23 protein-coding genes and 3 tRNA genes are annotated in these 22021 nt (G+C 73.6%); 11 read left to right on the top strand and 15 right to left on the bottom strand.

The window, feature by feature from the left end:
• Positions 1-31 precede the first annotated feature (31 nt).
• Positions 32-868: an aminotransferase class IV gene (locus ACW62_RS03740; protein ID WP_053202746.1), complete on the bottom strand. Its 837-nt coding sequence runs from the start codon at positions 866-868 to the stop codon at positions 32-34.
• Complete coding sequence (locus ACW62_RS03745) at positions 862-1902, bottom strand: chorismate-binding protein (protein ID WP_053202747.1); 1041 nt, start codon at positions 1900-1902, stop codon at positions 862-864. The genes ACW62_RS03740 and ACW62_RS03745 overlap by 7 nt, the downstream gene beginning before the upstream one ends.
• 55 nt (positions 1903-1957) lie before the next feature.
• Between ACW62_RS03745 and ACW62_RS03750 the strand changes: the two genes are divergently transcribed.
• The 3 genes from ACW62_RS03750 (at position 1958) to ACW62_RS03760 (ending at position 2217) form a co-directional block, all read left to right on the top strand.
• Positions 1958-2030 (top strand) — tRNA-Gly (locus tag ACW62_RS03750).
• 27 nt (positions 2031-2057) lie between these two features.
• A tRNA-Cys gene (locus ACW62_RS03755) sits at positions 2058-2128 on the top strand.
• Positions 2129-2142: 14 nt separating this feature from the next.
• Positions 2143-2217 (top strand) — tRNA-Val (locus tag ACW62_RS03760).
• A 51-nt stretch (positions 2218-2268) separates the two neighbouring features.
• Here ACW62_RS03760 and ACW62_RS03765 read toward each other — a convergent pair.
• The gene (locus ACW62_RS03765) at positions 2269-2844 is read right to left on the bottom strand and encodes a hypothetical protein (RefSeq protein WP_053203112.1); all 576 of its coding nucleotides are present in this window, start codon (positions 2842-2844) and stop codon (positions 2269-2271) included.
• A 118-nt stretch (positions 2845-2962) separates the two neighbouring features.
• Here ACW62_RS03765 and ACW62_RS03770 point away from each other — a divergent pair, with 118 nt between their 5' ends.
• The gene (locus tag ACW62_RS03770) at positions 2963-3304 is read left to right on the top strand and encodes a winged helix-turn-helix transcriptional regulator (RefSeq protein WP_053202748.1); all 342 of its coding nucleotides are present in this window, start codon (positions 2963-2965) and stop codon (positions 3302-3304) included.
• Positions 3305-3369: 65 nt separating this feature from the next.
• On the opposite strand, the gene ACW62_RS03775 is transcribed toward ACW62_RS03770, so the two are convergent.
• Positions 3370-4020: a class I SAM-dependent methyltransferase gene (locus ACW62_RS03775; protein WP_053202749.1), complete on the bottom strand. Its 651-nt coding sequence runs from the start codon at positions 4018-4020 to the stop codon at positions 3370-3372.
• A 123-nt stretch (positions 4021-4143) separates the two neighbouring features.
• On the opposite strand from ACW62_RS03775, the gene ACW62_RS03780 reads away from it, so the two are divergent.
• Positions 4144-4518, top strand: a complete 375-nt coding sequence (locus tag ACW62_RS03780; protein ID WP_053202750.1) for an SdpI family protein — start codon at positions 4144-4146, stop codon at positions 4516-4518.
• Between the two features lie 5 nt (positions 4519-4523).
• On the opposite strand, the gene rsgA is transcribed toward ACW62_RS03780, so the two are convergent.
• Positions 4524-5579, bottom strand: a complete 1056-nt coding sequence (rsgA, locus tag ACW62_RS03785) for a ribosome small subunit-dependent GTPase A (RefSeq protein WP_053202751.1) — start codon at positions 5577-5579, stop codon at positions 4524-4526.
• A 205-nt stretch (positions 5580-5784) separates the two neighbouring features.
• Between rsgA and ACW62_RS03790 the strand changes: the two genes are divergently transcribed.
• Complete coding sequence (locus tag ACW62_RS03790) at positions 5785-7452, top strand: acyl-CoA dehydrogenase family protein (protein WP_053202752.1); 1668 nt, start codon at positions 5785-5787, stop codon at positions 7450-7452.
• A gap of 890 nt (positions 7453-8342) precedes the next feature.
• On the opposite strand, the gene ACW62_RS03795 is transcribed toward ACW62_RS03790, so the two are convergent.
• On the bottom strand, positions 8343-8723 hold the full coding sequence (locus ACW62_RS03795) for an LPS-assembly lipoprotein LptE (RefSeq protein WP_053202753.1): 381 nt from the start codon (positions 8721-8723) through the stop codon (positions 8343-8345).
• A gap of 329 nt (positions 8724-9052) precedes the next feature.
• Between ACW62_RS03795 and ACW62_RS03800 the strand changes: the two genes are divergently transcribed.
• The 4 genes from ACW62_RS03800 to cobA are packed head-to-tail and all read left to right on the top strand — an operon-like array spanning position 9053 to position 12745.
• On the top strand, positions 9053-10717 hold the full coding sequence (locus tag ACW62_RS03800; RefSeq protein WP_053202754.1) for a nitrite/sulfite reductase: 1665 nt from the start codon (positions 9053-9055) through the stop codon (positions 10715-10717).
• Positions 10717-10875, top strand: a complete 159-nt coding sequence (locus tag ACW62_RS34650; protein ID WP_169791986.1) for a hypothetical protein — start codon at positions 10717-10719, stop codon at positions 10873-10875. The genes ACW62_RS03800 and ACW62_RS34650 overlap by 1 nt, the downstream gene beginning before the upstream one ends.
• A complete protein-coding gene (locus tag ACW62_RS03805) occupies positions 10872-11567 on the top strand; it encodes a phosphoadenylyl-sulfate reductase (protein WP_053202755.1) in 696 nt (231 codons plus the stop codon). Before ACW62_RS34650 ends, ACW62_RS03805 begins: the two co-directional genes overlap by 4 nt.
• Positions 11567-12745, top strand: a complete 1179-nt coding sequence (gene cobA, locus ACW62_RS03810) for a uroporphyrinogen-III C-methyltransferase (RefSeq protein ID WP_053202756.1) — start codon at positions 11567-11569, stop codon at positions 12743-12745. Before ACW62_RS03805 ends, cobA begins: the two co-directional genes overlap by 1 nt.
• Positions 12746-12856: 111 nt before the next feature.
• On the opposite strand, the gene ACW62_RS03815 is transcribed toward cobA, so the two are convergent.
• The 4 genes from ACW62_RS03815 to ACW62_RS03830 form a co-directional block, all read right to left on the bottom strand.
• Complete coding sequence (locus tag ACW62_RS03815) at positions 12857-13129, bottom strand: hypothetical protein (RefSeq protein WP_053202757.1); 273 nt, start codon at positions 13127-13129, stop codon at positions 12857-12859.
• Positions 13116-15008, bottom strand: a complete 1893-nt coding sequence (locus tag ACW62_RS03820) for a multicopper oxidase family protein (RefSeq protein WP_053202758.1) — start codon at positions 15006-15008, stop codon at positions 13116-13118. The genes ACW62_RS03815 and ACW62_RS03820 overlap by 14 nt, the downstream gene beginning before the upstream one ends.
• Positions 15005-15427, bottom strand: a complete 423-nt coding sequence (locus ACW62_RS03825; protein WP_053202759.1) for a DUF6220 domain-containing protein — start codon at positions 15425-15427, stop codon at positions 15005-15007. Before ACW62_RS03825 ends, ACW62_RS03820 begins: the two co-directional genes overlap by 4 nt.
• A gap of 150 nt (positions 15428-15577) precedes the next feature.
• Entirely contained in the window at positions 15578-16420 is an 843-nt protein-coding gene (locus tag ACW62_RS03830) for a PPK2 family polyphosphate kinase (RefSeq protein ID WP_053202760.1), read from the bottom strand.
• 118 nt (positions 16421-16538) lie between these two features.
• Here ACW62_RS03830 and ACW62_RS03835 point away from each other — a divergent pair, with 118 nt between their 5' ends.
• Positions 16539-18773 (top strand): HelD family protein, encoded by a 2235-nt coding sequence (locus ACW62_RS03835; RefSeq protein WP_053203113.1) that lies wholly within the window; start codon positions 16539-16541, stop codon positions 18771-18773.
• Here ACW62_RS03835 and ACW62_RS03840 read toward each other — a convergent pair.
• The 5 genes from ACW62_RS03840 to zapE all read right to left on the bottom strand — a co-directional run bounded on the left by ACW62_RS03840 (position 18766) and on the right by zapE (position 22018).
• Positions 18766-19581 (bottom strand): class I SAM-dependent methyltransferase, encoded by an 816-nt coding sequence (locus tag ACW62_RS03840; RefSeq protein WP_053202761.1) that lies wholly within the window; start codon positions 19579-19581, stop codon positions 18766-18768. The genes ACW62_RS03835 and ACW62_RS03840 overlap by 8 nt on opposite strands.
• Before the next feature lie 9 nt (positions 19582-19590).
• A complete protein-coding gene (locus ACW62_RS03845; protein WP_205629122.1) occupies positions 19591-20016 on the bottom strand; it encodes a type II toxin-antitoxin system VapC family toxin in 426 nt (141 codons plus the stop codon).
• Positions 20009-20296 (bottom strand): CopG family ribbon-helix-helix protein, encoded by a 288-nt coding sequence (locus tag ACW62_RS03850; protein ID WP_083459170.1) that lies wholly within the window; start codon positions 20294-20296, stop codon positions 20009-20011. The genes ACW62_RS03845 and ACW62_RS03850 overlap by 8 nt, the downstream gene beginning before the upstream one ends.
• A gap of 56 nt (positions 20297-20352) precedes the next feature.
• Positions 20353-20913: a DJ-1/PfpI family protein gene (locus tag ACW62_RS03855; RefSeq protein ID WP_053202764.1), complete on the bottom strand. Its 561-nt coding sequence runs from the start codon at positions 20911-20913 to the stop codon at positions 20353-20355.
• Between the two features lie 61 nt (positions 20914-20974).
• Positions 20975-22018, bottom strand: a complete 1044-nt coding sequence (gene zapE / locus ACW62_RS03860; protein ID WP_053202765.1) for a cell division protein ZapE — start codon at positions 22016-22018, stop codon at positions 20975-20977.
• Between the last annotated feature and the right edge of the window lie 3 nt (positions 22019-22021).

Consider the following 22021-nt stretch of genomic DNA (forward strand, 5'->3'; position numbering starts at 1 on the left):
CGAGCGTTGGGGAGTGGAGCAGGTCACGGGCTCACGGCTCCGGGTCGGCACCCGCCCGCGAGGCGAACGTCGCCGCCGCCCGAGCCGTGACGGGGCCGGGGGCGGGCAGCTCGCGCCGCCGCCCGTCGTCCCAGACGACGGCCGACACGGCCTGCACGTCGCGCGTCGTCGACGTGAGGAAGATCTCGTCGGCGGTGTCGAGGACGCCGAGGTCGAGGTCGGCCTCGGCTGCGTCGCACCACTCGATGACGAGGTCGCGGGTGACACCGGCGAGGCACCCCGTCGCGGTCGACGGCGTCAGCAACCGGCCGCCGACGACGACGAACACGTTGCTGCCGGTGCCCTCGCAGAGCCGCCCGCGGGTGTCGGCGCACAGCGCCTCGCTGGCCCCGGCCGCTGCCGCGCGGTCGAGCGCGATGACGTTCTCGGCGTACGACGTGGTCTTCAGCCCGGCCAGCGCGCCGCGCTCGTTGCGCGGCCACGGCACCACCGCCACCGTCGCGACGTCGGGCTGCGGCGCGGCCGGCGCCAGCGCGACGACGAGCGTCGGGCCGGCGTCCCCACGCTGCGAGCCGAGCGGCCCGAAACCGCCGGTGTAGGTGATGCGCAGCCGGTGGACGGCGTCGCCGGTGGCCTGCGCCGCGACCTGCTCGCACGCCTTGGCGACCTCGACGGGGTCGGGCGCCGGCAGCCCCAGCCCGGCGGCGGAGCGGCCCAGCCGGGCGAGGTGGCGGCCCAGCGCGAACGACACGCCGCCGACGACCTTCACGGTCTCGAAGACGCCGTCGCCCACCGTGAGACCGTGATCGAACACGCTGACAGTCGCCTCGGACTCGTTCAGCAGCTCACCGTTCACCCAAGTCAGCACGAGGCCAAGCCTACGAGGCGCTCCGCCTTCAGCTCCGTCTCGGCCCACTCCCGGTCCGGGTCGGAGCCCCACGTGATGCCGGCGCCGGTCCCGAACCGCAGCACGCCGTCCTGCGCCCAGAACGTCCGGATGCCGACCGCCAGCTCGCCCTCCCCCGTCCCGGCATCGACCCAGCCGACGGCGCCGCAGTACGGGCCGCGCGGCGTCGGCTCGAGGTCGGCGATCGCCCGCAGCGCCGTCGACTTCGGCGCACCGGACACCGACCCGGGCGGGAACGTCGCGGCGAACAACTCCGCCCACCCGGCGCCGGGCAGCAGCCGCCCGCTGACCGTCGACACCAGGTGCACCAGGCCGGGGTGCTTCTCGACGCTGAGCAGCTCGTCGACGGCGATGCTGCCGGTGACGCAGACGCGGGACAGGTCGTTGCGGACGAGGTCGACGATCATGACGTTCTCGGCGCCGTCCTTGGCGGTGAGGTCGGCGGCGGTCCGTCCGGTTCCCTTGATCGGCGAGGACGCCACGTGGTCGCCGCGGCGGCGCAGGAACAGCTCCGGGGACGCCGTCACGACCTGCAGGTCCGGCAGCAGGACGGTGCCCGCGAACGGGGCGTCGTGCCGGTCGCTCAGGATGTTCGCCAGCGGCAGAAGATCATCCGTCCCGTCCGGCAGCGGCGCCTCGAGCACCCGGCACACGTTGACCTGGTACACCGTCCCCGCCGCGATGCGTTCCCGCACGTCACGCACGGCGCCGAGGTAGCCGTCGCGGTCCAGCGACGACGTCCAGGCGGCTGCCGCGGGCCCGTTCCAGCGCCGCCCGGCCGGCGGCAGCGGCGCGTCCTCCCAGTGGTCGAACCGGGCGCAGACGACGTCGCCCTCGAACGTGACGACCACGGCCCACCGCCCGGCCCCGTCGAGGACCCGCAGATCGGACGACACCTCCGCCAGCCCCGTGGCCAGCTTCCCGCCGAGGTGCGCCAGGGGTCTGAAGGGCCCGTCCACAACACGCGACGCTACCGCGTTTGGCGGCGGCGGCATCGATGGGCTAATGTTTCACCCGCACCGCGGTTCCGGGAAACCGGCCCGATGCAGTGCGGACGTAGCGCAGTTGGTAGCGCATCACCTTGCCAAGGTGAGGGTCGCGGGTTCGAGTCCCGTCGTCCGCTCGGAGCGGGGCTTATGGCCCTCATCACGGTGGAGTGGCCGAGAGGCGAGGCAACGGCCTGCAAAGCCGTCTACACGGGTTCAAATCCCGTCTCCACCTCGGTAGGAAATCCCGGGCGATTAGCTCAGCGGGAGAGCGCTTCCCTGACACGGAAGAGGTCACTGGTTCAATCCCAGTATCGCCCACCACACCAGCGCAAGAGGCCCGCTCGCGGGCCTCTTGGCATGTCCGGACGAGTGTCAGCTGCGCCGGTCCACGACGATCCAGTTCGTCTCCCAGGTCGCCCCGCCGTCGTCGGAGAACGCCTGCTCGAACCGCGCCTTGTCCGGTCCCTGCCGGACGATGCGGAAACGCACCTTGATCGGGCGTCCATCGAGCTGATCGTCGCCGTAGAACTCGCCCACTCCATCGTGGAACCCGCCGTACACGGCCGGCGCGAGCAGCCCGTCGCGCAGGTTGGCGAAGGTCAGGCTCCAGCGATCGGACTGGGGCTCGTAGAGCCGCAGGTTGAGGGCCTCGATCCGCCCGGCCGGCCCCTCGACGTCGAACTCGACGACGTTCGCCCGCCGGTCCATCAGCGGACGAACAACGCTCGTGCCCTCGAAGCTGAGCCACTCGTCCGGGGACTCCGAGAGCGGCTCGGCGAGTACCCGTACCTGCGAGCGCCAGGTGCCGATCTCCCAGTCGAAGCTCCGTTGCCCGTCCGCCACAGCGGCCTCAGCCGTTGACGGAATCGGCGCGGCCTCGCCCGGCGCCGCGCCCGCGGTCAACGCGAGGAGCGACAGGCACGCGATCAGGACTCGCCTCTGTGGCATGGTCGTCTTCGTGTGAATGTTCATGACGCGAATATCGGAGCGAAGCATGTCCATGAACAAGAAGGCACCTTCAGGTAACCCCTCGCCGTCGCGCCCCAACCCCATCCCCGGCTGCCCGATGGCCGCGGCGTTCGCCGCCATCGGCGGGAAATGGAAGCTGACCTTGTTGTACTGGCTTGCTCACGGCGAGTGCCACTTCGCCGGCCTGCGCCGCCGGGGCGCGCCCATCACGCCGAAGGTGCTGGCCGAGCAGCTGCGCGAACTCGAAGCCGACGGCCTCGTCGAGCGGGACGAGACGGGGCCCGTCCCGGCTCCGGTCATCTATCGGCTGACCCCGTACGGAAAGACCGTTCTGCCAGTCGTCGAGCACGTCCGGGCCTGGGGCGAGGCCCACCTGGAACACACCCATGGCGAGACCGCTCCCGGTGCGGCCATGGCCTGCGCCGACGCGGTCGCGTAACCCCGCGCCAGCAGGCCAGCCCGGGCCGCACGCCTACGCCGCCGACTGGGTCCTCCGGGCGTCGGTCAGGCCGGATCGCCCCGCTCCAGGCCGGTGATCTGCCAGGTGAGCCCGCGATGCGCGTACGACGGCCGCAGCCCCCGCTCCCTCAGCACGTCGAGCATGGCCCGTGGCGGGTGGACGAACGCGCGGTACTGTTCCCGCCGCAGCCGCATCACCAGGTTCGTCACCCCGACGAAGACCCGTCCGGCCAGGTTGCGCGGCGGGTGGCTGAACACCACCAGCCGGCCCGCGTGGTCGGCCACCGCCGCGAGCAGCCGCTCGTAGTCCGGGTAGCAGCACACCACCCGGTGCAGCACGACGACGTCGGCGCCGGGCACGCCGCCGGGGTCGGCGGCGATGTCGTGGACGCGGTACTGCGCGCGCCCGGTCAGCCCCGCGTCCGCGAGCAGCCGGGCGGCCTCGTCACGGTAGGACGGCGACAGCTCGAGGCCGACGGCGGACGCTGCGCCGCGGCGCAGCAGCTCGACCTGGATCTCGCCGACCCCGCCGCCGATCTCCAGCACCGTCGCGCCCTCGATGCCGCGCTGCTGCAGGAACGCGACCATCCGCGCCGCCGTGCGGTCGAGGCCGCGCTTGCGGTAGCGCCGCGCGGCGTGGCGGGCGAACCCGGACGTGAACATGCGGTCGCAGCCGCGTGGATCACAGCAGCTCATGACACCACTTCATAGCGCACGATGCGCCGCGCGTCGATGCCCGTGCACCGAGTGCTCCGTCACCCGCGCCCGGCACGCCACCGGGCGCGCGCCGCCAACTCGTCGTCCGGGAGAATCCACGGTATGGAGTTGGTGGGGGTCCGGCTGCTGCTGGCGGTCATCATCGCCGCGTCGGGCGCGGCGATCGTCTGGATGGCCCGGGCGGCGGCGTCCGGGCGGCTGCGGCGCAACTACTGGGCCGGCATCCGCACCTCGGCGACCCTGGCCAGCGACGACGCCTGGCTGGCGGCGCACCGGGCAGCCCGGCGGGCCACCGAGACCGGCGGCTGGGCGGCGATCGTCGCCGCCCTCGTCGTGTTCGTCGTGCCGTCCGATCCGGAAGGGCTGCTGGCGGTCCCGGTGCTGGCCGGGGCGGGCGTGCTGCTGGTGTTCGTGCTGATCGGCGCCCGGCGCGGCGTCCTGGCCGCCCGCGCGGTCAGCGAGCCGCCGTCGCACTGACGGCGTCAGCGCCGGTGCCGCTTCGCCTCCAGGTCGGCGATGACGGCGCGCCGGTGGCCGGGCGTCCGGCGGGCCGCGTTCAGCTCGGCCTCGCGACGTAGCTTGCGCCACCGCGCCAGCCGCTCCTCGTCCAGGTCCCCGTCGGCGACCGCGAGCAGGACGGCGCAGCCGGGCTCGGCCAGGTGGGCGCAGTCGCGGAACCGGCAGCGCGCCGCCAGCTCCTCGACGTCCGCGAACGCACCGGCGACGGCGGCGTCGTCGGCGACCAGACCGACGGCGCGCAGCCCTGGCGTGTCGATCAGGACGCCGCGCCCGGGCAGCGCGACCAGCTCGCGACGGGTGGTGGTGTGCCGGCCGCGGCCGTCGCTGGCCCGCACGGCGCCCGTCGGCAGCAGCGGCACGCCGGCGAGCACGTTCGTGAGCGTCGACTTGCCCGCGCCGGACGGCCCGACCAGCGCCAGCGTCCGGCCGCCCCGCAACAGCCCGCCCAGCTCGTCCAGCCCTGCCCCGGACACCGCACTGACCAGCATGATCTCGACTCCGGGCGCCACCTCGGCGACCTCGGCGCGCATGCCGTCCGGGTCGGGCACGAGATCGGGCTTGGTGAGGACGACGACCGGCTGCGCACCGCTCCCCCACGCCAGCACCAGCAGCCGTTCGATGCGGCCGAGATCGGGGTCGGGATCGAGATGCTCGACGATCACGACGACGTCCACGTTCGCCGCGACGACCTGGCCGTGCGACGTCCGGTCGGCGCTGTCGCGCACGATCGCCGTCCGCCGCGGCAGCACCACCTCCAGCGTGACCCGGTCGTCCGACCAGTCGCGGACCGCGGTCCAGTCGCCGACCGCGGGCAACGCCATGCGGTCGGCGGCGACGGAGCGCAGCACGTCGCCCCCGAACGTGGCGCGGACGGCGCCCATGCCGCCGGCCAGTTCGGCGCCGCCGCGGTCGACGCGGCAGACCCGGGCCAGCCGGTGGGCGCCCCGGTAGGGACGGAAGGCCCGGCCGACCTCGGGCGTCCAGCCCAGGTCGAGCAGGCGTTGCTGGGAAGCAGACATGTGAGACCTTCTTCGGGTGCGGCCTCACGCGCGACGGTGTCAGCCGCGGCGTGCTGGCCGGAGAGTAGTGGAGCGAACGGATCTGATCACGTGCATGGCCACTCACCTCCTCTGTTGTCCACAGCCTGACTACGATCGTCACGTTATCCACAGGCGGGCCTTCGCAGCCAGCGAATAGCCGCCCGGCCGGTCTACCGTGGGTTTCGTGGAAGCGACACACGAGGTCACCAATCAGCCGCCGCCGCTCACCGGCCACGACGTGTTCGGCGCCGACGCCGCGCTCGTCGAGGCGGTCGGCCGCCACGCGCCCGCCGCCGGGCGCGCCGAGTTGCACGCGCTCGGGCAGCTGGCCGGGTCGGCCGAGGCGCAGCGGTGGGCGGTCGAGGCCGACCGCCAGGGTCCCGTGCTGCGCACGCACGACCGCTTCGGCCACCGCGTCGACGAGGTCGACTTCCACCCGTCCTGGCACCGGCTCATGGCCACCGCCGTCGAGCACGGGCTGCACGCGGCGCCGTGGGCGTCGCCCGGGCCGGCCGCGCACGCCGTCCGGGCCGCGAAGTTCCTGGTGTGGAGCCAGCTCGAGGCCGCCCACCTGTGCCCGGTCTCCATGACGTACGCCGCGGTCCCGGCGCTGCGCACCGACGCCGCCGTCGCGGCCGGGTGGGAGCCGCTGCTGACGTCGTCGGCGTACGACCCCGGCCTGCGTCCGCCCGCGACGAAGGCCGGCGCGCTGGCCGGCATGGCGATGACGGAGAAGCAGGGCGGCTCCGACGTCCGCGCCAACACCACGCGCGCCGAGCCGGCCGGCGGCGGGTGGTACCGGCTCACGGGGCACAAGTGGTTCTGCTCGGCGCCCATGAACGACGTGTTCCTGGTGCTCGCGCAGGCGCCGGGCGGGCTGACCTGCTTCGTCCTCCCCCGCGTCCTCGACGACGGCGGCCGCAACGCGGTGCGGCTGCAGCGGCTCAAGGACAAGCTGGGCAACCGCGCGAACGCGTCGGCCGAGATCGAGCTCGGCGGCGCGCTGGCGCAGCGGCTGGGCGACGAGGGGCGGGGCGTGGCCACGATCATCGAGATGGTCGCCGCCACCCGGCTCGACTGCGTGCTCGGGTCGGCCGCGCTGCTGCGCCGCGCGGTCGCCGAGGCCACGTGGCATGCGGCGCACCGATCCGCGTTCGGCTCCCGGCTGGCCGACTCCGAGCTGATGCGCGCCGTCCTCGCCGACCTCGCCCTGGAGTCCGAGGCCGCGACGGCCCTCGCCATGCGCCTCGCCGCGTCGGTCGACGCCGCCAGCGACCCCCACGAGCGGGCGCTACGGCGCATCGGACTGCCGCTGGCGAAGTACTGGGTGTGCAAGCGGACGCCGGCCGCGGTCGCCGAGGCGTTGGAGTGTCTGGGCGGCAACGGGTACGTCGAGGAGAGCGGCATGCCGCGGCTCTATCGGGAGGCGCCGCTGAACTCGATCTGGGAGGGCGCGGGCAACATCCAGGCGCTCGATCTGCTGCGCGTGCTGGCCCGCGAGCCCGACGCCGTCGCCGCCTGGCGCACGGAGGTCGAGGCCGCGAAGGGCCACGACCGCCGCCTCGACGACGCGCTGGCCGAGGTCACGGCCACCCTGATGAACGGCGTCCGCACGGCCGGCTCCCACACAGCCGGCAGCACAGCCGCCGCCGGGGTCGGGCAAGCACGTGTGCTGGCCGGGCAGCTGGCGGTGCTGCTGCAGGCCAGCCTGCTGGTCCGGTTCGCTCCGCCCGCCGTCGCCGACGCGTTCTGCGCCAGTCGCCTCGACGCCCGCCACGGCGTCTACGGCGCGCTGCCCGCCGGGCTCGACACCGCCGCGATCGTCTACCGCGCCACCCCGGAGGCCCCATGAGCACCCTTCGCCGCCCCGCCCACCTCCACACCGCCGCGATCGTCCACCGCGCCACCCCGGAGGCTCCATGATCTGCCCCGCATGCAGCGAGCAGCGACACCAGGACTGTCCGGCGCTCGAGAAGGGCCGTTCCTGGTGCGACTGCCAGCACCAGACGACCGACCGGCGCGTCGAGCCCGCCACCGGCCACGCCTCCGAGTGAGCGTCCGTTGACGTCGCCTTGTTCTAGGGCGGACGTGCAGCGTTTCGTGCTGTTGGCCGTCCCCCTGCTGCCCATGTCTGAGCCGCGCACCCGCGCCTCAAGCGGACTGCTGGGCGCTTCGCGCGACGATGACCGCTTGCCCCGCGGCCCCGCGGCCTAAGAACGGGCAGCTACCAGGGGGACGGGGAAGAACCTCGGGTCGCTGCGCCGCGACCTCTCGCTGCTCGGCAAGTCCGTCGAGGGCCAACCGGGCACAGCCCGCGCCCGATATGCACCGTTCGCGGGATCCTGCGCCGTGGGCCTCCTGGGTGTGAGGCGCGTCCTGGGTCTCACGCGCGCCGAACACCCATATCGAGCCCAAAAGCGCGCCCCACACCCAGGACCCGCCTCACACCCAGGTTCGTGAGCGCCGACGTCCTGGTCTGCCGTCACGTCCTGGTCCCCAGTCACGCCACCAGCCCCGAAACCGCCATTGAACGCAACCACAGACCAGGACGTCACACCAGACCAGGACCCGCCCCGCCGTCCTCAACAGCGAACGTCGTCCTCGATGGCAGAAACCGTCCTCGACCCACCCAGAGCACGACCCCCGATATCGAAGACGACCACCGCGATCGAGGACGACCACCGCCATCGAGGACCCGCCGCGCTCGCCGAGCCGGACTCCCCGTCGCGGCCCCGGCCTGCCTCAGAGGCTGACGTTCACCGAGCAGTCGGGGATCTCGTCCAGCTGGGCGATCGCCTCGTCGTCGACGAAGACTCCGAGGGAGCCGGTGCAGCCGGAGCTGGACAGCGTCCCGTCGAACTCGGCCCGCACGGACCGGCCGTCCACCGCCGTCCCCGTGCAGTTCGCGTCCCCCGACAGCGACGTGCCGTCGCGGTTGAGGTCGGTGGAGCAGTCCGGACCGCTCGACAGCGTCACCCCGGCGTCGGACAGCTGCCGCGTGACGGCGTCCTCCAGGGCGGTGGCGGCGAGGTCGTTGAGGCCTTGGTCGAGTTGTTCGGAGCAGGCCGTCAGCGCCAGGACACCGGCGGCGAGCAGGACGAAGGGGCGCAGGAGTCGGGACACGGCGCCGACCCTACAGGCGCAGGATGAAAACCTACTCAATCACTATGAAATCTCGCCATGCAAGACAACAATGCCCGAATGGTGGACATGCCATTCGTGGCCGGAACGTGAGCATGGCACGATGCTCTGCATGTTGTCCGTCATTCCACTGCTGCTCGTGAGTCGGCGTCACGTCGACTACGGCCGCATGGACAGCATGCTCTGTCTGGCGTTCTGACCGCCCCGGACTCTTCAGCCGGGCGCGCGGTCGCGCCGGCAGGCACCCCGGGCACCCGGTCCCGAGCCGAAACGCACCGTGCGTCCCCGACCCCTCGAGGACTGCACTGCACATGTCTCCTACGCAGACGCCGGCCCCCAAGCGCCCCAAGGGCCAGGGGCAGTGGGCCCTCGGCCACCTGGAGCCGCTGAACCCGAACGAGCGGGTCAAGAAGGACGACGACGGCCTCAACGTCCGCAAGCGGATCGAGACCATCTACAGCAAGCGCGGGTTCGCCAGCATCGACCCGCAGGACCTGCGCGGACGGTTCCGCTGGTGGGGCCTGTACACGCAGCGCCGCCCCGGCATCCCCGGCGGGAAGACGGCGGTCCTGGAGCCGCACGAGCTGGACGACGAGTACTTCATGCTGCGGGTGCGCATCGACGGCGGCGCGCTCAGCCTGGAGCAACTGCGCACGGTCGCGGAGATCTCGACGACGTACGCGCGCGACACCGCGGACGTCACCGACCGGCAGAACATCCAGCTGCACTGGATCCGGGTCGAGGACGTGCCGGTGATCTGGGAGAAGCTGGAGGCCGTCGGGCTCAGCACGACGGAGGCCTGCGGTGACGTGCCGCGGGTCATCCTGGGCTCCCCCGTCGCCGGCATCAGCGCCGCCGAGGTGCTGGACCCGACGTGGGCGGTCGAGGAGATCCAGCGCCGCTACATCGGCTCCCCCGAGTTCTCGAACCTGCCGCGCAAGTTCAAGTCGGCGATCAGCGGGCTGCCCGACATCGTGCACGAGGCCAACGACATCGCCTACGTCGGCGTGAACCACCCCGAGCACGGCCCCGGCCTGGACCTGTGGGTCGGCGGCGGGCTGTCGACGAACCCGAAGCTGGCGGTCCGGCTGGGCGCCTGGATCCCGCTGGAGGAGGCGCCCGAGGTGTGGGCGGGCGTGGTCGGCATCTTCCGCGACTACGGCTACCGCCGGCTGCGGCATCGCGCGCGGCTGAAGTTCCTCGTCGACGACTGGGGCCCGGAGAAATTCCGGGAGGTCCTGGAGAGCGACGAATACCTCGGAAGACGCCTCATCGACGGCCCGCCGCCGCCCGGGCACGTCGAGCCGGTCGACCACGTCGGCGTCCACGAGCAGAAGGACGGCCGGTTCTACATCGGCGTCGCGCCGCTGGTCGGCCGGGTGTCCGGCACCATGCTCAGCAAGCTGGCCGACGTCGTCGAGGCGCACGGGTCGGGCCGGCTGCGCACGACGCCGCACCAGAAGCTCGTCATCCTCGACGTCGAGGGCGACCAGGTCGAGTCGCTGGTGACGGCGCTCGACGCGATCGGGCTGCAGGCCCGGCCGAGCGTGTTCCGCCGCGGCACGATGGCCTGCACCGGCCTCGAGTACTGCAAGCTGGCGATCGTCGAGACCAAGCAGCTGGCGGTCGACACCATCGCCGAGCTGGAGCAGCGGCTGGCCGACCTCACCGACCAGCTGGACGTGCCGATCTCGCTGCACCTCAACGGCTGCCCGAACTCGTGCGCCCGCATCCAGGTCGCCGACATCGGCCTCAAGGGCCAGATCGTCAAGGGCGAGGAGGGCTTCCAGGTGCACCTGGGCGGCGGCCTCGGCCTGGACGCCGGCTTCGGCCGGAAGCTGCGCGGCCTGAAGGTGACGACGGCGGAGCTGCCCGAGTACGTGGAGCGCGTGGTCCGGCGCTTCGCCGACCAGCGGACCGACGGCGAGCGGTTCGCCCAGTGGGTGGCCCGCGCCGACGAGGAGGCGCTCCAGTAATGAGCGAGACCAGGGCCGCGATCATGCACTGCCCGTTCTGCGCGGAGGAGGACCTCCACCCGGTGGAGGAGCCGCACGGTGCGTGGGAGTGCCGGTCCTGTCTGCGGGTGTTCGCGGTGAAACTGCTCGGCCTCTCGACCAGAAGGAGCGCAGGATGACCCTCTGCCCGACGAACTCCCTCGAGGCACTCGCGCTGGACGCCGCGCGCAACCTGGAGGACGCACCGGCCGGCGAGATCGTCCGCTGGGCGCACGAGACCTTCGGCGACCGGTTCGCCATCACCGCCTCGATGGCCGACGGCGTGCTGTCGCACGTGGCGTCGACGGCGGTGCCGGGCATCAAGGTGCTGTTCCTCGACACCGGCTACCACTTCGCCGAGACCATCGGCACCCGCGACGCCATCGCGGCGACGTACGACGTCGAGGTGGAGACGATCACGCACCCGCTGCGCGTCCCGGAGCACGAGGCCGAGTACGGGAAGCTGTACGAGATCGACTCCGACCTGTGCTGCGCCATCCGCAAGGTGTGGCCGCTGGACCGCGCGCTCAAGCCGTACGACGCCTGGGCCGGCGGCGTGCGCCGCTCCGAGTCGCCCAGCCGCGCCGCCACGCCGGTCGTCGCCTGGGACCCCAAGCGCGCCAAGGTCAAGGTGAACCCGCTGGCCACCTGGACCGACGAGCAGGTCGACGCGTACGTCGAGCAGCACGGCATCCTCATCAACCCGCTGCGCGAGCTGGGCTTCCTGTCCATCGGCTGCGAGCCGTGCACCCGCCCCGTCGCCGCGGGCGAGGACGCGCGGGCCGGCCGCTGGTCCGGCTCGTCGAAGACCGAGTGCGGGATCAACATCTGATGTACCCGCTGCAGCTGGACGTCGCCGGCAGGCGGGTGGTCGTGGTCGGCGGCGGCCCGGTCGCCGCCCGCCGCGCGACGCCGCTGGTGGACGCCGGCGCCGAGGTGCAGGTCATCGCACCGTACCTGTGCGAGCCGCTGGCCGAGCTGGTCGCGGCCGGACGGGTCACGTGGTCGCCCCGTGACTACACCGGCGGCGACCTCGACGGTGCCTGGCTGGTGCACACCGCGACCGGCGACGCCCGGGTCGACGACGCCGTCGCCGCGGCCGCCGACGCCCAGCGCACCTGGTGCGTCCGCGCCGACGACGCCGCCCGCTCGGCCGCCTGGACGCCGGCCGTGGCGCGGGTCGGCGACGTGCTGGTGGCGGTGACGGCGGGCGGCGACCCGCGGCGCGCCGTCCGGCTGCGCAACGCCGTTCAGACGGCCCTTGAGACCGGCGAGCTCCCCCTACGCCGGACCCGACGGGACGGACGGGGCAGCGTCGCCCTCGTGGGCGGCGGGCCGGGACACACCGGCCTGATCACCACCCGCGGCCGTCAGCTGCTGGCCGCCGCCGACGTCGTCGTCGTCGACCGGCTGGGGCCGCGCGCGCTGCTGGCCGAGCTGGACGACGACGTCGAGGTCATCGACGTCGGCAAGACCCCCGGCCACCACCCCGTCCCGCAACACGAGATCAACCGGCTGCTGGTCGAGCACGCGCAACTCGGCAAGCAGGTCGTCCGGCTCAAGGGCGGCGACCCGTTCGTGCTCGGCCGCGGCGGCGAGGAGGCGGCCGCCTGCCGGGCCGCCGGCGTCCCCGTCGAGGTCATTCCGGGCGTCACCAGCGCCATCGCCGTGCCCGCGGCCGCCGGCATCCCCGTCACGCACCGCGGGCTGGCCAAGCAGTTCACCGTCGTCTCCGGGCACGAGGGCCTGAACTGGGCCCACCTCGCCGGCACCGAGGGCACCCTCGTGTTCCTCATGGGGGTGAGCCTGCTCGCGGACACCGCCGCCCAGCTCGTCGCGCACGGCATGGACCCGGACACCCCCGCCGCCGTCGTCGAGGACGGCTTCGGCCCCCGTCAGCGGGTCACCACCGCGCCGCTGTCCGGCATCGCCGCGGCAGCACGGGAGGCCGGCGCCCAGCCGCCGGCCGTCATCGTCGTCGGCGACGTCGCGGCGCTCGCCACCGCCTGACGGCCGCCGCACCCGCTCGGCCGCCACCCCTTCCGCTCGGCGATTGTATCCTGTATCTTCGATCGACACGGCCGGTTGCGGGTTGAGCAGAGACACCCGCAACCGGCCGATTCAGGCAGGTGGGCGTGCTCCGCGCCCGGCCGCGGCGGTGCGGGCGACACCGTCGTCGAAGAGCCGCTCGACCTCGGCCGCACGGTGCGGGACGGCGCGCAGGCGGGCCAGCACGAGCCGCTCCACCAGGTCGTTCAGGGCCTCCTCGACGACAGCGAGGTCGCGCGGGCCGAGGGCGCGGGCCCGCCCGGCCAGCCGGGCCAGCTCGCGCCCGATGATGGCGTCGCCGCGGCGGCGCAGCCGCTCCACCGCCGGCGGGTCAGTGCGCGCCATGGCCGTGCCCGCCCGCCATCGCGGTGATGCCGTCGTAGCGCAGCCGCAGCATCATGCCCTGCTCGGCGTGCGGCAGGTTGTGGCAGTGGTTCATCCACACGCCCGGGTTGTTCGCCTCGAACGCGACGTCCCACACCTCGCCCGGCCGGACGTCGAAGGTGTCGACCCACAGCGGGCTGCCGGTCGCCGCGCGGCCGTCGCGGGCGAGCACGAGGACGCCGTGGCCGTGCAGGTGCCACGGGTGCGTCTCCAGGCTGCGGTTGACGACGGTGAACCGGACGAGGTCGCCCTCGGCCACCAGCTGTTCCGGGATGGACGGGTGGCCGCGGCCGTTCACCGTCTGCGCGAACGCCGGCCGGCCGTCGACCATCGCGGCGCCGCGGTCCAGCACCAGGGTGAAGTGCCGGTCGTAGTCGGTGTCCAGCGTGAACGGGACGTCGTCCGGCCCGCCGTAGTGCAGCGGGTCCAGCTCCGGCCACTCACCGGTCGCCGGGTCGGAGTCGCCGCCCAGGCGCAGCCGCACCTCGCCGTCCACCGTCAGCGCCACCGGCCCGTCCGGCATCGCGAAGGTGAGGTCGTACCGGCCGCCCGCGGGCAGCCGCAGCGCCCGCTCGGTCACCTCGCCGGGGTCGCGCACGTCCCGCCCGTCGACCGCGGCCAGCCGGAAGGCCGTCCCGGCCAGCCCGAACCGGTGCGGCTCGGAGTCGGTGTTCAGCAGCCGCAGCCGCACCGACGCGCCCGGCGCCGCGTCCGGCGCGAGCACGCCGTCGTCGTCGCCGATGGCCAGCACGCCGTCGAAGGTGTGCACCGGCAGGACGAGATCGACGTCGTCCGGCACGGCGTCGCGCGGGGTGACGACCAGCGTGCCGTACAGCCCGCGGCGCACGCCGATGTGCGACACCTGATGCGTGTGGTACCAGAACGTGCCGGCCTGGTCGGCCCGGAACCGGTAGCCGAACTCGGCGCCGGCCGCGACGGCGTCCTGCGTGGCGCCGGGCGCGCCGTCCTCACCGCACGCGACGTCGTAGCCGTGCCAGTGGATCGTGACGCCGTCGTCGATGTCCTCGTTGCGCAGCGTCACCTCGACGAGGTCGCCCTGCACGGCGGTCAGCGGCGGCCCGGGCAGACTGCCGTCGAACGTCCACGCGTCGACCTCCCGCCCGGACGTCAGCGCGACGGTCGAGCGCTGCGCCGTGACGCTGTAGGTCTGGACGGCGCCACCCGCGGCCGGCGTCGTCGGGCCGCGCAGGTCCGTGACGGGCGTGCCGTGCTCGGCCGGGTGGACGGCGGCCGCTCCCCCGCCCGCGTCGGCGGACGGCGCGCGGACGAACGCCAGCCCGATCCCGGCCGCTCCGGCGCCGGCGGCCGCGATGCCGAGGAACCGGCGCCGGGTCAGCGGCCCCACGGCCGGCGTGGCGCCGCCGCCCGGGGCCACCGCCTGCGCCGTCACCAGCACCGCGGCGGCCACGCCGGCCACCGCGAGTAGTGCGACGCTCCAGGTCAGCGGGTAGCCGCCGACGTACGTCACGACGAACCCGGCCAGCGCCGCGTAGCCCACCGCGAACAGCGCGGTCACCCCGGCCGGCGGCACGTCGCCGCCGCGCAGCAGCGGCCGTCCCGCCAGCACCGCCGCAGCCGCCACGGCCACGACCAGCAGCGGCACGCCCACCAGCACCTTCTCCTGGACGAACCACCAGCCCCGATCGGCCAGCACCGCCACCAGCGCCAGCCGCCCGGCGACGGCCAGCACGCCGCCGGCCGCCAGCCCCAGCGCCACCCGCGTCCGGCCGGCCGCCGCCACCGCGCCGGCGGCCAGCCAGAGCCCCGCCGTCAGGACCGCGACGACGTGATCGAGGACGACGAGCTGGCCGGTGCTCACGCCGCGACGGGCGGCTGCTGGGTCGCCACCGGACGGCGCGCCTCGGCGAGCACCCGGGCGCTCAGGCCCAGGATCGCCAGCCCGTTCAGGGCGTGCAACCCGAACACCAGCGTGCCGGCCGTCGAGGACGTGTCGCCGGAGTCGCTCAGCGCGTCCGCGAGCACCCGGATCAGGCTCTGCAGTAGCACCAGCCCGGCGATGCCGGCGGTCATCCCGATCAGCCGCCCGCCGAGCTTGGCCACCGCCGCCATGATCGTCGCCAGCACGGCGAGCAGCAGGATCACCGTGCCGAGGATGGCGTGGGCGTCGAACGCCTCGTCGTTGGGCGCGGTGTCGAACGCTCCGACCGCCGCAAGATAGAACTGCACCACGACCGCCGCGAGCACCAGCACCGCGAAGCCGAGGAAGACCTTCCGCATGATCGCTCCCTCCGGGCCGGCTACACCGCCGGACCTCCGGAGCGATCATTCGCCTGTGCGGGGGTGCGGGTCGTCCGCTCCGGAACGGCACCGAGTACGCAGATCCGCGTACGCCGGTAGCCGCCGGCTACGCCCGGTGGCGTACGCGGGTCAGGACGCCGCGAGCCGCGCCCGCTCGGCGTCGACGTCGAAATCGGCCGGTGGCCAGCCCAGGCCCAGCGCCGCCAGGTGCTCGATGAGCAGCCGCGTCACCGCCAGGTTGCGGTACCACTTGCGGTCGGCCGGCACGACGTGCCAGGGCGCCGCGTCGGTGCCGCAGCGCTCCAGCGCGATCTCGTAGGCGCGCTGGAAGTCGGGCCAGAGCTTGCGGTCGTCGATGTCGCTGGGGTTGTACTTCCAGTACTTCGCCGGGTTCTCCAGCCGCTCGGCCAGCCTGGCCTTCTGCTCGCCGGCGGAGATGTGCAGCATGACCTTGACGACGACGCAGCCGGACGCGGTCAGCTCGCGCTCGAAGTCGTTGATGGCGTCGTACCGGGACTCGACGACGGACGGCCGGGCCAGCTTGCGCACCCGCACGGCGAGCACGTCCTCGTAGTGGCTGCGGTCGAACACGCCGATCTGGCCGGCGTCGGGCAGCGCCTGGCGGATGCGCCAGAGGAAGCCGCGGCGCCGCTCGTCCGGCGTCGGCGCCTTGAACGCCCGGATGTTGACGCCCTGCGGGTCCATCAGCCCGACGGCGTGGCGCATGGTGCCGCCCTTACCGGAGGTGTCCATGCCCTGCAGCACCAGCAGCAGCCGCTGCTCGCCGCCGCTGCGGCCGGCCGCGAACAGCCGTTCCTGCAGGTCGGAGATGACCGGGCGGAGCTCCTGCAGCGCCGCCTGGCCGTCCGCCTTCTTGCCGTCGAAGCCCGGCGTGGCGCGGGTGTCGAGCGCCGCGAGGTCGACCGGCCCGGACGGGAGACGAAGGAGCGACGACCACGTCGGCTGAGTCATCGATTCAGCGTAACGGAGGGGGTCAGGGCGGGGGCCGGTACACTTGACGATTCGGTCCGGCTGGACCGGACGGCTTCGGAAAGGGAACAACATCGACGCCGAGAATGACGACGCGGCCATCCGGCCGGCGGCCGGTCACGACGACGCCGTCGACGAGGAGCAGCCGTACATCACCCACCTGTACGACCGCCTCGACGAGCTGAAGAAGCGGCTCTCGGAGCGGCTGGCGACGCTGTACCGCGAGCACGGTGGCACGCACGCGTCGGTGTGGGACCGCGAGGCGTTCGTCGCCCGCGACGTCGAGCGGCTGGAGCGGCTCGGGTCGGTCGACCGCGGGCTGTGCTTCGGCCGGCTGGACTTCCGCGACCAGCACACCAGTTACATCGGCCGCATGGGGCTGACCGACGACGACTACGAACAGCTGCTGGTCGACTGGCGGGCGCCCGCGGCCGAGCCGTTCTACCGGGCCACGGCCGCCGACCCGGGCGAACTGGTCCGCCGCCGGCACATCCAGACCCGGCTGCGCCGGGTGCTCGCCGTCGACGACGAGGTGTTCGACCTCGCGGCGATGCCGTCCGGCGGCCAGGGCACGCTGCGCGGTGAGGCGGCGCTGCTGGCGGCGCTGACGGAGCACCGCACCGGCCGCATGTCCGACATCGTCGCGACCATCCAGGCCGAGCAGGACCGCATCATCCGGTCGCCGCTGAACGGCGTGCTGGTCGTGCAGGGCGGCCCGGGCACCGGCAAGACGGTCGCGGCGCTGCACCGCGCGGCGTACCTGCTCTACACCCACCGCGACCGCCTGGGCTCCAGCGGTGTGCTGGTGGTCGGGCCGAACCGCACGTTCCTGCACTACATCGACCAGGTGCTGCCGTCGCTGGGTGAGACCGGCGTCGTGCTGGCGACGGTCGGCGAGCTGGTGCCCGGCGTCGAGGCCGACGGCGACGACCCCGCCGACGTCGCCGTCGTCAAGGGCGACCCCCGCATGGCCACCGTCGTCGCCGTCGCCGTCCGCGACCGGCAGCGGCTGCCCGGCGGCCCGCTGGAGCTGAAGGTCGACCGCGTCGAGCTGACGCTGGCGCCGTCGGCCGTCCGGTCGGCCCGCACCCGCGCCCGCCGCGCCCGCAAGCCGCACAACGTCGCCCGCCGGGTGTTCGTCCGCGAGCTGCTCGATCACCTCGCCGACGAGCAGGCCCGGGCGCTGGGCGAGTCGCTGGACGACGATGACCTCGCCGAGATCCGCGCCGACCTCGCCGCCGAGCCCGCCGTCGCCGCCGTCATCGACGAGCTGTGGCCGGCGCTGACGCCGGAGCGGCTGCTGGGCGAGCTGTTCGCGTCGCCGTCGCTGCTGGCGTCGGCCGGCGCCGACCTGACGGCGGCCGAGCGGTCGCTGCTGTCGCGCGCGCCGGACGCCCCGTGGACGACGTCGGACGTGCCGCTGCTGGACGAGGCCGCGGAGCTGCTCGGCGAGCTGGACGACCCCGACGAGGCGGCCCGGCTGGCCCGGCAGCGCGAGGAGGCCGAGGTCCAGTACGCCCGCGAGGTGCTCAACGAGCTGGACCTGGAGATCCCGGTCGACCCCTCGCTGGTGGCCCAGCGCTATCGCGGCGCCGCCGCCCGGCGCAGCGTCGCCGAGCGGGCCGGACTCGACCGCACGTGGGCGTTCGGGCACGTCATCGTCGACGAGGCCCAGGAGTTGTCGCCGATGGCGTGGCGCATGGTCATGCGCCGGGTGCCGGGCCGCTCGATGACCGTCGTCGGCGACATCGCGCAGACGGGGGCCGCGGCGGGCGCGCGGTCGTGGGCCGACGTGCTCGAGCCGCATGTGCCGGGCCGGTGGCGACAGGAGACGCTCTCCGTCAACTACCGCACGCCGAGCGAGGTCATGGACCTCGCGGCCCGGGTGCTGCACTCCATCGACCCCGCGCTGGAGCCGCCGGCGTCGGTGCGCTCGACCGGCGAGCAGCCGCGCACGGTGCCGGTGTGGTCGTCGCTGGACCTCGTCGAGTCGCTGGTCACCGAGGTGACGGCCGAGCTGGCCGCCGTCGGCTCCGGGCGGCTGGCGGTGCTGGTGCCGGTGGCGCGGCTGGACGACGTGCACGGCGGGCTGGCCGCGGCGCTGCCGGTGCCGGTCTCGCGCGCCTCGACGGCCGACGCGCTGGACGCGCCGGTGGCGGTGCTGACGGCCGTCCAGGCCAAGGGCCTCGAGTTCGACACCGTCGTGGTGGTCGAGCCGGCCGAGCTGCTGGCCGAGTCCGTCCGCGGCGCCACCGACCTCTACGTCGCCGTCACCCGGCCCACGCTGCGCCTGGTCCTGCTGCACGCCGAGCCGCTGCCACCCATGCTCACCTGACGAGGGACGGACTCGGCTGGAGGCCGCGCTCGTCCACTCTCTCCGCGGTCACCACCCCCACGTGGCCCGTGATGACGAACGCCCCTGACCGGGCGATCTCGGCGCGGACCCGCCGGTCGGCGGCCGCCAGGTAGGCGTCCCACGTGACACCGGGTGGCAGCTGGCCGACGTGCTCGCGTCGGCTGCTGGCGACGTAGGCGAGCACCGGTTCGGGCCGAGGAACGACGATGCGGGAGCGGTGCTCTGCAGTGTTGGCGGAGCCGAACACGTCCCGGACCAGGTCGGCCGCGCGGTCGAGCAGGAACGGTTCGTCGATGCGCGGGTACGGCGACGGATCGGCGCCGAGGTCGTGCAGCGCGGACGTCCACAGCTCGCGGAGCTCCTTGCCCGCTTCGCGGCCGTTCGTGCTGACGAGCAGGCGGCCGCCGGACCTCAGCACGCGTCGTGCCTCCTCCAGCGCGGCCCGCTGATCGGTCGCGTAGTAGAGCATGTGCATCGCGAGGATGGCGCCGGCCGAGCCGTCGGCGAACGGGAGGTGATCGACCTCGCCCACCACCTCCGGCCGCATTCCCGGTGTGAGGTCCATGGGAATGACCCGCAGGTGTGGCCGCTCGTCGCGAAGCCGGCGGGTGTAGGCGCCGGTGCCCCACCCGAGATCGAGGACGGGACCCGCGACCGTGCCGAGACGCTCGAGTGCGAACGCCACGAGGTCGAGCCGTGGCTCCTGGTGAGCGTAGATCGGGATGCGCGCGGCCAGGCCGCTGTCGTCGGCGTACGCTTCGGCCGCGAGCGTTCGGCGAGTCGACACACCAGGATGCTAGTCCGCCGGAACCGGCTGCAGGCGCAGGCCCTTGAAGCGAGCGAACCCGCGATCGGCGGTGACGAACTCGCACCCGTGCTCGATGGCCACCGCCGCGAGGTGCGCGTCGGGGACGTCGCGACCCGTGGCGCCGGCGTCGCGGCACAGCCACTCGAAGATCGGCCAGTGCCGCGGCCCCGGTGCGACGACGATGGCCTGCGGCCGATGCCGGACGAGGTCTGCGAACCGGAGCGCGACGTCGAGCGGGGTCGGGGTCCGGAAGACGCGCCGGTTCGTCACCAGCCGCAGGAAGCCGCTGATCACCGCGTCGTTGACCGCGTAGCTCTCCATGCCGTCGACGAGACCCTGCAGCCAGTCGCGATGCTGTGCGTGCTGCGGCAGCTCACCGCGGTGGGCGTAGACGAGGATGTTGACATCAGGCATCAACATGATCGATGGCCCGGAAGTGCTCGGCGTCCTCCGCATCGGCCAGGTCGGCCCAGGTGGAGCGGTCGTTCAGATCGATGCCGACCTGCAGCCCGTCGCCGTCGAAGACAGCGAGCTGGACGATGTCGGGGCGAGGGCCGCCGAAGTCGCGGCGCTCTCGCTCGAGAAGCTGGCGCAAGGCGTCCTCCAGAACTGATGTGATGGTCCGGTCGCTGCGGGCGGCGTACTCCTTGACCTGGCGCATCAAGTCCTCGTCGAGGCGCATCGTCGTTCGCATGACACAAGACTAACGCGGCGACATAAATATGTCACCGCGTTATCGCCGGGCCTCGATCAGACGGGGGCGGTCTTGCGCAGCAGCTCCATGAACGCGCCGAACCACTGCGGGTGGTCCGGCCAGGCGCGGCCGGTCACCAGGTTGCCGTCGACCACGCCGGCGCCGTCGACGAAGGTGCCGCCGGCGGTCTCGACGTCGACGGCGAGCGCCGGGTAGGCCGACGAGCGGCGTCCGTCCAGGGTCTTCGCGGCCGCCAGCAGCAGCGGGCCGTGACACAGGGCCGCCGTCGGCAGGCCACCGTCCATGAAGTGCCTGACGATGCGCTGGGCGTCGGGGTCGTTGCGGATGTACTCCGGCGCCCGCCCGCCGGGCACCACGACGGCCACGTAGTCGTCGACGTTCACGTCGGCGAATGCGACGTCGGCGGGCCAGCTGTGGCCGGGCTTCTCGGTGTACGTGTCGAACCCGTCGACGAAGTCGTGCACGACGAACTGCAGCTTCTTCACCGACGGCGCCGCGACGTCGACCTCGTAGCCCTCTTCGAGCAGCCGCTGGTAGGGATAGAAGAACTCCAGATCCTCGGCCGCGTCACCGGTCAGGATGAGCACCTTGGGCATGAGCGGACCTCCTCGTCACACGACGGACTGGGCACACCGCCAGTCTCCGCCGCGCCGTCGGTCACCGCCAGGGCGGCCGGTGCGACGTGAGCACGGCGGCGCCGTCGCGGCCCAGCGCCGTCAGCCGGGACACCGCGCGGAAGTACTTCTTCCGGTAGCCGCCGGCCAGCAGCTCCGGCGTGAACAGCCGGTCCAGCGGCACGCCGCCGGCGACGACGGGCAGGTCACGGTCGTAGAGCCGGTCGGCCAGGACCACCAGCCGCAGCGCCGTCGACTGGTCGTCGACGGTGCGCACGCCGCGCAGGTGCACCCGCCGGACGCCGTCGAGCAGTGGTCCGTACCGGGATGGGTGGACGGTGGCCAGGTGCGCGGCCAGCGCGGCGAAGTCGTCGAGGGTGACGCCCTCCCCCGTCGCGCTGGCGGCGACCAGGGCGTCGGGCACCGGCTCGGGCGCCGATGGCAGCCCGCGGTGCCGGTAGTCGTCGCCGTCGACCCGGACGACGGCGAACCGGGCGGCCAGCGCCTGGATCTCGCGCAGGAAGTCGGACGCCGCGAACCGGCCCTCGCCGAGTTGGCCGGGCAGCGTGTTGCTGGTGGCGGCCAGCCGGACGCCGCGCTCGGACAGCCGGCCGAGCAGCGTCGACACCAGCACGGTGTCGCCGGGGTCGTCCAGCTCGAACTCGTCGACGCAGACCAGCTGGTGGGCGGACAGCGCCTCGACGGCCGTGGCGAAGCCGAGCGCCCCGGCGAGGTTGGTCAGCTCGACGAACGTGCAGAACAGCTTGCGCTCCGGCGGCACCCGCGCGGCGTGCCACAGCGACGCCAGCAGGTGCGTCTTGCCGACGCCGAAGCCGCCGTCGAGGTACAGCCCGGCGCCCGGAACCGCGTCGGCGGCCTTGCGGAACCAGCCGCGCCGCCGCCCGCCGCCGCCCACGGTGGCGGCGAAGGCCCGCGCCGCCGCGACCGCCTCGGCCTGGCTGGGGACGGCGGGGTCGGCGCGGTAGCCGTCGAATGCGACGTGGCGGAACCGCGGCGGTGGCACCATGTCCGTGACGAGCCGTTCCGCCGGCACGTCCGGACGACGTTCGGCGAGATGGTCCGGCATGGC

Origin of the sequence: Jiangella muralis (assembly GCF_001270745.1) — a bacterium.
Classification (GTDB): Bacteria; Actinomycetota; Actinomycetes; order Jiangellales; family Jiangellaceae; genus Jiangella; species Jiangella muralis.